9 protein-coding genes and 1 pseudogene are annotated in these 8,602 nt (G+C 59.0%); all 10 read left to right on the top strand.

The genetic code is table 11. The features are described from left to right. Positions 1 to 86 precede the first annotated feature (86 nt). The gene (locus tag LPW29_RS14455) at positions 87 to 317 is read left to right on the top strand and encodes an AbrB/MazE/SpoVT family DNA-binding domain-containing protein (RefSeq protein ID WP_238628598.1); all 231 of its coding nucleotides are present in this window, start codon (positions 87 to 89) and stop codon (positions 315 to 317) included. After that, on the top strand, positions 307 to 648 hold the full coding sequence (locus LPW29_RS14450; RefSeq protein ID WP_238628597.1) for a type II toxin-antitoxin system PemK/MazF family toxin: 342 nt from the start codon (positions 307 to 309) through the stop codon (positions 646 to 648). Before LPW29_RS14455 ends, LPW29_RS14450 begins: the two co-directional genes overlap by 11 nt. Beyond that, complete coding sequence (locus LPW29_RS15820) at positions 599 to 835, top strand: DUF1156 domain-containing protein (protein WP_370642849.1); 237 nt, start codon at positions 599 to 601, stop codon at positions 833 to 835. The genes LPW29_RS14450 and LPW29_RS15820 overlap by 50 nt, the downstream gene beginning before the upstream one ends. Positions 836 to 1,112: 277 nt before the next feature. Continuing rightward, positions 1,113 to 1,257, top strand: a pseudogene (locus LPW29_RS15815) (DUF4357 domain-containing protein); the annotation flags it as partial. Between the two features lie 18 nt (positions 1,258 to 1,275). After that, positions 1,276 to 3,516: a CRISPR-associated endonuclease Cas3'' gene (locus tag LPW29_RS14445; RefSeq protein ID WP_238628596.1), complete on the top strand. Its 2,241-nt coding sequence runs from the start codon at positions 1,276 to 1,278 to the stop codon at positions 3,514 to 3,516. Between the two features lie 13 nt (positions 3,517 to 3,529). Further along, a complete protein-coding gene (cas5c, locus tag LPW29_RS14440) occupies positions 3,530 to 4,204 on the top strand; it encodes a type I-C CRISPR-associated protein Cas5c (protein WP_238628595.1) in 675 nt (224 codons plus the stop codon). Next, positions 4,201 to 6,033, top strand: coding sequence for a type I-C CRISPR-associated protein Cas8c/Csd1 (gene cas8c / locus LPW29_RS14435; RefSeq protein ID WP_238628594.1), 1,833 nt, complete (start codon positions 4,201 to 4,203; stop codon positions 6,031 to 6,033). The genes cas5c and cas8c overlap by 4 nt, the downstream gene beginning before the upstream one ends. Continuing rightward, complete coding sequence (cas7c, locus tag LPW29_RS14430; protein ID WP_238628593.1) at positions 6,030 to 6,911, top strand: type I-C CRISPR-associated protein Cas7/Csd2; 882 nt, start codon at positions 6,030 to 6,032, stop codon at positions 6,909 to 6,911. The genes cas8c and cas7c overlap by 4 nt, the downstream gene beginning before the upstream one ends. 32 nt (positions 6,912 to 6,943) lie before the next feature. Beyond that, positions 6,944 to 7,579: a CRISPR-associated protein Cas4 gene (cas4, locus tag LPW29_RS14425; protein ID WP_238628592.1), complete on the top strand. Its 636-nt coding sequence runs from the start codon at positions 6,944 to 6,946 to the stop codon at positions 7,577 to 7,579. Between the two features lie 3 nt (positions 7,580 to 7,582). Beyond that, positions 7,583 to 8,602, top strand: a 1,020-nt coding sequence (gene cas1c, locus LPW29_RS14420; RefSeq protein ID WP_238628591.1) for a type I-C CRISPR-associated endonuclease Cas1c, incomplete at its 3' end; no start/stop codon positions are given.

Raw genomic sequence — 8,602 nt, 5'->3', positions numbered from 1 at the left:
AGCAGCTATGATCTGGGGGATCTGCTGGCCAAGAGTTCGACGGCAGCCTAGAATCACGGATGCCTTACAGTAAGGAGGGCATACCGATGACCGTCATCGCCAAGATCACCGCCAAGGGCCAGACCACCATTCCTGCCGACATCCGTGCTGCGTTGCAGGTCGGCCCCGGTGACCTGCTGGCCTGGGAACTGCGGGAAGACGGCAGCGCCACCGTGCGCCGAGTGCAGCCGCTTGATCTCGAATATCTCAGGGCCGTGGAAGGCACCCTGAGCGAATGGGCCTCGGCAGCGGATGAGGAAGCCTACCGTGACCTTTGAGCGCTGGCAGGTGGTGCGCGTGCCGTTTCCGTTCACGGACCGTACCGCCAGCAAGAACCGCCCGGCGCTGGTGCTGTCTAGTGCGGCCACTTTCAATGGGCCGGCGGGGCATGGGGTGCTGGCCATGATTACCTCTGCCAAAAATCCATCCTGGCCGCTGGACTACACCATTGAGGATCTCGCGGCCGCCGGCCTGCCCGTGCCCTCGGTGGTGCGCTGCAAGCTGTTCACCCTGGATGTCCGGCTGATCCGGGGAGTGCTGGGCCGATTGTCCGCATCGGATGCCGACCGCGTCAGGAAAAAGCTTTCTCTTTTGCTGGGCCTGGAATGACCGCCATCCAATCCCCCAAAAGGCTGATCTTCACCATGGCCACCCGAGCACCCTGCACCTGAGGTGGGCGCGACGACTCCTAGCCGCGGCACCCGCGGTGCTGTTCGCACAGTCACCAACTTCGATGCCGACACCCAACAGCCCCTGCTCGAGGCGGCGTCAGCTCTCGATCACGGCTTTGTCGTGAGGCTTCTGGCAGTCGGGGGGGGGGGGGCAAGGCCGGGGGAGACGATCGGGTGCTGGTCAGATGAGGGAGGGAGGGTCCCGGTTGAGAAAAAAATGCAAGACTGGCATAAAGGAATTGTGAACCATTGCCACTTTCGGCGCCTATGAACCACGGAGATCCATGTGTACAAGGACCGTTGCCTGCAGCATGCCCCTCAAACGCCCGACTCAGCGACTCCGATTCCACAAGCCTGTGGGGGCAGTTTTGCTCTGTGGACTCTAGGGGATAGCTTGGGGTCATCAAGGAACGCAGCGTTCGCCCGTTCTTGGTGGACGGCATCACCACAGGGATTGTCCGCTGAGATCATGAGCTGGACCATCCACGCCATCATTGGTCCTCGCGGCAGGCTTGCCGGACTCGTCCTAGAGCGAGAGTGCATCCGCATTGCAGGGGTTCGATAAATGCCGGTTTATTTCGCGCATTCCACAGAGACGGGCAGCGAAGCCGATTGGCAACGGCTCTCCGAACATCTAATTGGTACCTCCAGGCGTGCCGAAGAATTGGCAAAACCGTTTGGCGGCCAGGATTTGGCAAGCGTGGCCGGACTTCTGCACGATCTTGGGAAATATACCGAGGAGTTTCAGGAGCGAATACGGGGTGGAAAACTCCGGGTTGACCACGCGACTCGTGGTGCGATGATAGCGGCCGAACGTTTTCCTAAGCTGGGACATATTCTCGCTTATGGAATCGCTGGCCATCACGCTGGTTTGGCAAACGGGATAGAAGCAGGAGAACGTACACCTCTTCGGGATCGCCTCCGTGGAATCGGCCTCCCGGAGCTTGCGAGCGATTGGCGGAATGAAATCTCATTGCCTAAAGATTTGGCCATGCCGCCGCTTCGCGCACACAGTCGGCAACGCAGTTCCTTTCAACTCGCGTTCTTGGTACGGATGCTCTTTTCATGCTTGGTCGACGCAGACTACCTTGATACTGAGCAGTTTTATGACCGGGTCGAGGGACTTGCCTCAGTCCGTTCACGTTCGAGCCCTTCCCTGAACGAGCTCAGGAGTGCCCTTGATCAGTACCTAATGGGATTCAAAGCGGATTCCCATGTAAACAGGGTCCGTAATGATGTTCTGAATCATGTTCGTCACCAGGCAACCTCAGATGCAGGAGTCTTTTCGCTCACTGTTCCAACCGGCGGTGGAAAAACTCTGGTTTCGCTCGCCTTCGCACTGGATCACGCAATTCAGCACGGATTGAGTCGGGTCATCTTTGTCATCCCCTTCACCAGTATCGTCGAGCAGAACGCGGCGGTTTTTCGTTCGGCTCTAGGTGAGCACGGGGAGTCTGCTGTACTTGAGCACCACAGTGCCTTCGTTTCCGCTCCCGCGCCCAAGGGCGATTCGGGACGCTATCAGGCCAGGGAAAAGCTGCGCCTTGCAATGGAAAACTGGGACGCGCCGATTATCGTAACCACTGCGGTGCAGTTCTTCGAGAGCCTGTTTGCAGCGAGGCCGTCCCAGTGTCGCAAGCTGCATAATATCGCCGGTAGTGTGGTTATCCTCGATGAGGCCCAGACCCTGCCGCTCAAACTGCTACGACCAACCGTCGCCGCCATCGACGAACTGGCCCGCAACTACCGGACCAGCGTCGTTCTCTGCACCGCCACCCAGCCGGCCCTGAATGCTCCGGACTTTCGAGATGGGTTGGAGAACGTGCGCGAACTCGCGCCGGATCCCGCAGAGCTTTTCCGCAAGCTTGAACGGGTGCGCGTCCGCCACATCGGTACCCTGGAAGATGAAGAACTCACGGCACAGCTCCGGATTCTCGATCGGGTATTGTGCATCGTCAACAATCGACGCCACGCTCGTGCGGTGTACCAAACGCTTGCCGATCTCCCTGGCACCCACCATCTGACAACGCTGATGTGTGCGAAACACCGTAGCCAGGTATTGAATAAGGTCCGTGATCAACTCAGGATAGGCGAGCCGTGCCGACTGATATCGACCTCGCTGATTGAAGCAGGCGTCGACATCTCTCTGCCGACCGTTTATCGCGCCGAGGCCGGATTAGACTCTATTGCCCAAGCGGCAGGGCGTTGCAACCGCAACGGCGAGCGACCGGCAGACCAGAGCGAGGTGCGCGTGTTCGCCACCGCCAATGACGATTGGGTGCCGCCCCCCGAACTACGTCAATTCGCCCAAGCCGCGCAAGAGGTGCTTCGGCAACCACAATACCGGGACGATCCACTCTCTCCTGCGGCGATCGAGGCCTACTTCCGCTTGCTCTATTGGCAGAAAGATGAAAAGGCATTGGACACCGCAGACCTGCTCGGTTTATGCGCCGAGAGCCGCTTCGATACCTTGCCGCTGGAAACCTTGGCCACCAAGTTCCGTATGATCGATACGGTACAGATGCCAGTCATCGTTCCGTTCGATGACCATGCTCATGGTTTCATCAATGATCTGAGATATTCCGACAAAAGCGGTGCCCTTGCGCGCAAGCTTCAGCCCTATCTCGTTCAGTTACCATGCAAAGGCTTCGATGCGTTGCGCCAGTCAGGCGCGATCCAGCCGATTGCGCCGGAAAAATGGGGCGAGCAGTTCATGGCGCTGGTGAATATGGACATCTACAGCCCCGAATTCGGCATCTGGTGGGATGAGCCTACATTCATGAAATCAGCGAACACGATCATTTGAAGGAGCGCAGCGCATGAGCTACGGAATCCGCCTGCACGTCTGGGGCGATCGGGCCTGCTTCACGCGGCCGGAAATGAAGGTAGAGCGTGTGAGCTACGATGTCATCACGCCATCGGCCGCACGCGGCATTCTGGAGGCCATCCACTGGAAGCCGGCAATACGCTGGGTGGTGGATCGTATCCACGTATTGAAGCCGATCCGGTTTGAGTCCATCCGCCGCAACGAGGTCGGTGGCAAACTATCGCCAAGCAATGTGAGTAAAGCAATGAAGGCCGGCTCTACCTCGGGCCTGGTCACCTTCGTCGATGAAGATCGCCAACAACGTGCGGCCACGGTGCTGCGTAACGTAGCCTATGTGATCGAGGCACACTTCGAATTCAGTGATAAGGTAGGGCCGGATGACTCGGTGGGCAAACACCTTGACATCTTCAATCGCCGCGCCCGAAAGGGACAGTATTTTCATGCGCCCTGCCTGGGTGTGCGCGAGTTCCCCGCATATTTCAGCCTCATCGAAGACGGCCAGCCGCTGCCCGATGCCGATCCTGAGTGCGAATTGGACGAGAATCTGGGCTGGATATTGCATGACATTGATTTCGCCAACAACATGACACCCCGCTTCTTTCGTGCTCAGCTGAAAGGCGGCGTTATTGAGGTGCCGCCGTGGCAGGGTGGGGAGGTCAAGTCATGATTCTTCAGGCGTTGAGCCGCTACTACCAGCGGCTGATAGAACAGCAGGCTGAGGATGTCGCACCCTTCGGCTACAGCCCGGAGAAGATCAGCTTCGAGATTCTGCTTGGATCGAACGGTAACGTGGTCCAGATTAATGACATTCGAAATACCTCCGGTAATAAGCCGCAACCGCGAATGCTGAACGTGCCTCAGCCGCAAAAGCGCACCGTTGGTATCAAGCCCAGCTTACTGTGGGACAAAACGAGCTATGTGCTCGGTGTGAGCAACACCAGCAAACGCGCCGATAAGGAGCACGAGGCATTTCTCGCATTGCATGAAACCGCACTCTCGGGCGAGGACGACCCCGGACTTAAGGCCCTGCTGGCTTTCCTGCGTGGTTGGTCGCCGAAGCACTTCGAAGCACGCGGCTTCCCACCCGACTTGATTGATACCAACCTCGTATTTCGGCTCGACGGGCAGCAGGTCTTTTTGCACGACCGGCCAGCAGCGCGGTCGGTGCGCACAAGGCTGCTGGCGGGCGATGAGAGAAAGGATGCGGCGGCAAAAGAGATGGTTTGTCTGGTCAGCGGAGAAGCATCGACGGTTGCCCGCCTGCATCCGGCAATCAAGGGCGTGAATGGCGCGCAGAGTTCAGGTGCATCCATAGTCTCATTCAATCTGGACGCGTTTGTCTCCTACGCCAAGAACCAGGGCGATAACGCTCCCGTATCCGAGCAGGCTGCCTTCGCCTATACCACCGCGCTGAACTACCTGCTGCGCCGGGGCGAACATAACCGGCAGCGTCTGCAGGTGGGCGATACCACGGTAGTGTTCTGGGCTGAGGCCTCCGACGCGGACCAGGCGAATGAAGCGGAGGCGATGTTGGCGGCTTTTCTCGACCCGCCAGCTGACGATGCTTCCGAAGCGACACGAGTGCGAGAGGTGCTGGATGGTGTCGCAAAGGGACGACCGCTGGGCGACGTCGCGCCAAACCTTGACCCCACCACCGGGGTATATGTACTGGGCCTCGCTCCTAATGCTTCACGCTTGTCGGTGCGCTTCTGGCAGGTGGATACGCTGGAAGTGTTCGCCCACCGTATTGCTGAACATACTGAAGATCTGCGCCTGGAACCATTGCCGTGGCGCACTGCACCGTCTGCTTATCGATTGGTGCTCGCGACCGTCCCGCACCGAGAGGGAAGCAAGCCCAAGAGCGACGACGCGATCAACAATGTCATCGGTGAGACAATGCGCGCCATCCTAAGCGGTGGGCTGTATCCGCGCAGCCTGCTGGCCAACACCATCATGCGGTTGCGGGCGGACGGAGACATCTCTGGCCTGCGAGTGGCTTTGTGCAAAGGCGTTCTGGCGCGCGAACGGCGCCGGGGCATTCGTACATCCAAGGAGGACATCCCTGTGAGTCTCGACAAGCAATCCACACAGCCCGGCTATCTACTCGGCCGGCTGTTCGCCGTGCTGGAGCGTGTGCAGCGTGCTGCCTTGGGTAGCCAGGTCAACGCCACGATTCGGGATCGCTATTACGGTGCGGCGTCGGCCACACCAGCCTCGATCTTCCCGATGTTGTTGCGCAATACCCAGAACCATCTTGGAAAGCTGCGCAAGGAGCGGGTGGGTCAGGCGGTGAATCTGGAGAACGACATCCGCGAGATCGTCAATGGCCTGCCCGAGCACTTCCCCCGCAGCCTCAAGATCGAGGATCAAGGCCGTTTCGCCATCGGCTATTACCACCAGTCGCAGTCCTACTTCACGCGTCGCGACACGGCAGAGAGAGCGCACACTGAATCTGCCGAACCCACCGACATCGAAACCGAAGGAGCCGATCAATGACCGCTATTTCCCACCGCCACGAGTTCGTTTATCTGTTCGACGTAACCAATGGTAATCCCAATGGTGACCCGGATGCCGGGAATCTGCCACGTCTGGATCCAGAAACGAACTGCGGCCTCGTGACTGACGTGGCGCTCAAGCGCAAAATTCGTAATTTTGTCACGTTGGACAAGGAAGGAGCGGCGGGTTACGCCATCTACATGCAGGAGAAGGCGGTGCTCAACAACCAGCACAAGAAAGCCTATGACGCGCTGGAGATCAAGGCCGAGGACAAGAAGCTGCCCAAGGATGAAGCCAAGGCACGGGGGATCACCGCGTGGATGTGCGCCAACTTCTTCGACGTACGCACCTTCGGCGCCGTCATGACCACCGGTATCAATGCCGGTCAGGTGCGCGGCCCGGTGCAGATCGCCTTCGCCACTTCGATGGACCCGGTGCTGCCGCTGGAGATCTCTATTACCCGCATGGCAGTCACTACCGAAAAGGAAGCTGAAGCCCAGAGCGGCGATAACCGAACAATGGGTCGAAAGCATATCCTGCCTTACGGACTCTACCGCGCCCACGGCTTCATCTCCGCAAAACTGGCCGAACGCACCGGGTTTTCCGACGACGATCTGCAACTGCTGTGGAACGCGCTCATCAACATGTTCGAGCACGACCGCTCTGCCGCACGCGGCGAGATGGCAGCCCGCAAATTGATCGTGTTTGAGCATGAAAGTGCCATGGGTAACGCTCCAGCTCATACCCTCTTCGACGCTGTTAAGGTGGAGCGTGCGGAGGGCTCCGAGGACCGGCCCGCGCGCAGCTTCGCGGACTATCACGTCAGCGTCGACGCACCAGCCATACCCACGGGCGTGAACATGCGCGAACTGCTGTAGGACGGAGGACATACCAAACACGGGTGAAAGCAATGGAGATTTCCGACGATCTCATCCCCATCTCCGCCCTTCAGCACTACCTCTACTGTCCCCGCCAGTGCGCTCTCATCCATGTAGAGCGCCTATGGGCCGAGAACAGGCAGACGGCGGAGGGACGGCTGTTACACGACCGTGCCGACACACCGCAGATCGAGCGCCGCCACGGTGTGCGCACCATCACCGCGATGCCACTGTCGAATGCACAGCTAGGCATTGCCGGGATGGCGGATGTCGTGGAATTCAAGACGGAGGATGAGCACGAGCGCCCCTTCCCGGTGGAGTACAAGCGCGGCCGCCCGAAGGCCCATCGCGCCGACGAGGTGCAGTTGTGCGCACAAGCGTTGTGCCTGGAAGCGATGTTCGACTGCCGGGCGGAGGAAGGTGCCTTATTCTACGGCCAGACGCGCCGGCGCCAGGCGGTGGTGTTCGACGACAACCTGCGTCGGCTGACCCAGGAGACGATTCTTGCTACACGCGAGATGATCCAAGCGGGACGTACGCCCACGGCGAGCTACCTGGCGAAACGCTGCGATGCCTGTTCTCTCATCGATCTCTGCCAACCGAAACTCCTCGGCAAGGGGCGGGACGTCGAACTCTGGCTGCGCAAACAGATTGCTGAGGAACCATGAAGCATGCGCCGACAACTCAACACCGTATATGTGACCACCGAAGGCGCCTGGCTGCGCAAGGATGGCGAGAATATCGTCATGGAGGTTGAGGGCGAAACCCGGGCCCGCCTACCGGCACACATGCTCGAAAGCTTGGTCTGTTTTGGCCGCGTGCTGGTGTCACCGCCTTTGCTCGGCTATTGCGCGCAACAAGGCATCAGTGTGTGCTACCTGAACCCCAATGGCAAATTCCTTGCCCGCGTGGAAGGGCCGGTTTCCGGTAATGTGCTGCTGCGCCGTGAACAGTACCGACGCTCGGACAATGCTCCACGCTGCGGCGCCATCGTGCGAAACATACTGATTGCCAAAGTGCATAACCAGAGGGCGGTTTTGTCTCGTGGTTTGCGCGACTATGGAGATGATCTATCCGCTAGCGCGCGAAAGGAGCTTGAACATGCCGGACAACGCCTCAAGCGGATAGCAACAAGGCTGTTAGCGGATGTCTCAATCGACATTATGCGTGGATTCGAAGGCGAGGCAGCACAGGCGTATTTTGGTGCCTTCGACCACCTGATACGCGTGCAGGATGAGGCCATGCGATTCAGAGGCCGCAGCCGCCGCCCGCCCATGGATGCAATGAATGCGCTCCTGTCATTTCTCTATACCTTGCTCACTCATGATTGCCGATCGGCGCTGGAAACCGTGGGTCTCGACCCGGCAGTAGGGTTTCTACACCGAGATCGACCTGGGCGCCCGAGCCTGGCCCTGGATCTGCTGGAGGAATTCCGTCCCTTTCTCGCCGACCGCCTTGCGCTCTCGCTGATCAACCGAAGACAGATTTCTGCGCGCGATTTCGTGCAAATGGATAATGGTGCCGTTTTAATGAAAGAAGAAACACGTAAGACAGTCCTCACCGCTTTTCAGGAGCGGAAGCGGGAATCCCTCCGCCACATATTCCTTGATGAAAAGATCGAGATCGGTCTGTTTCCTGCGATTCAGGCACAGTTACTCGCTCGTCACCTTCGTGGCGACCTCGATGCTTAT

The sequence above is a fragment of the Ectothiorhodospira sp. 9100 genome (assembly GCF_022227565.1).
Taxonomy (GTDB): domain Bacteria; phylum Pseudomonadota; class Gammaproteobacteria; order Ectothiorhodospirales; family Ectothiorhodospiraceae; genus Ectothiorhodospira; species Ectothiorhodospira marina.
Note: the sequence above shows the minus strand (reverse complement) of the source record. Positions and strands in the feature narration are given on the sequence as shown.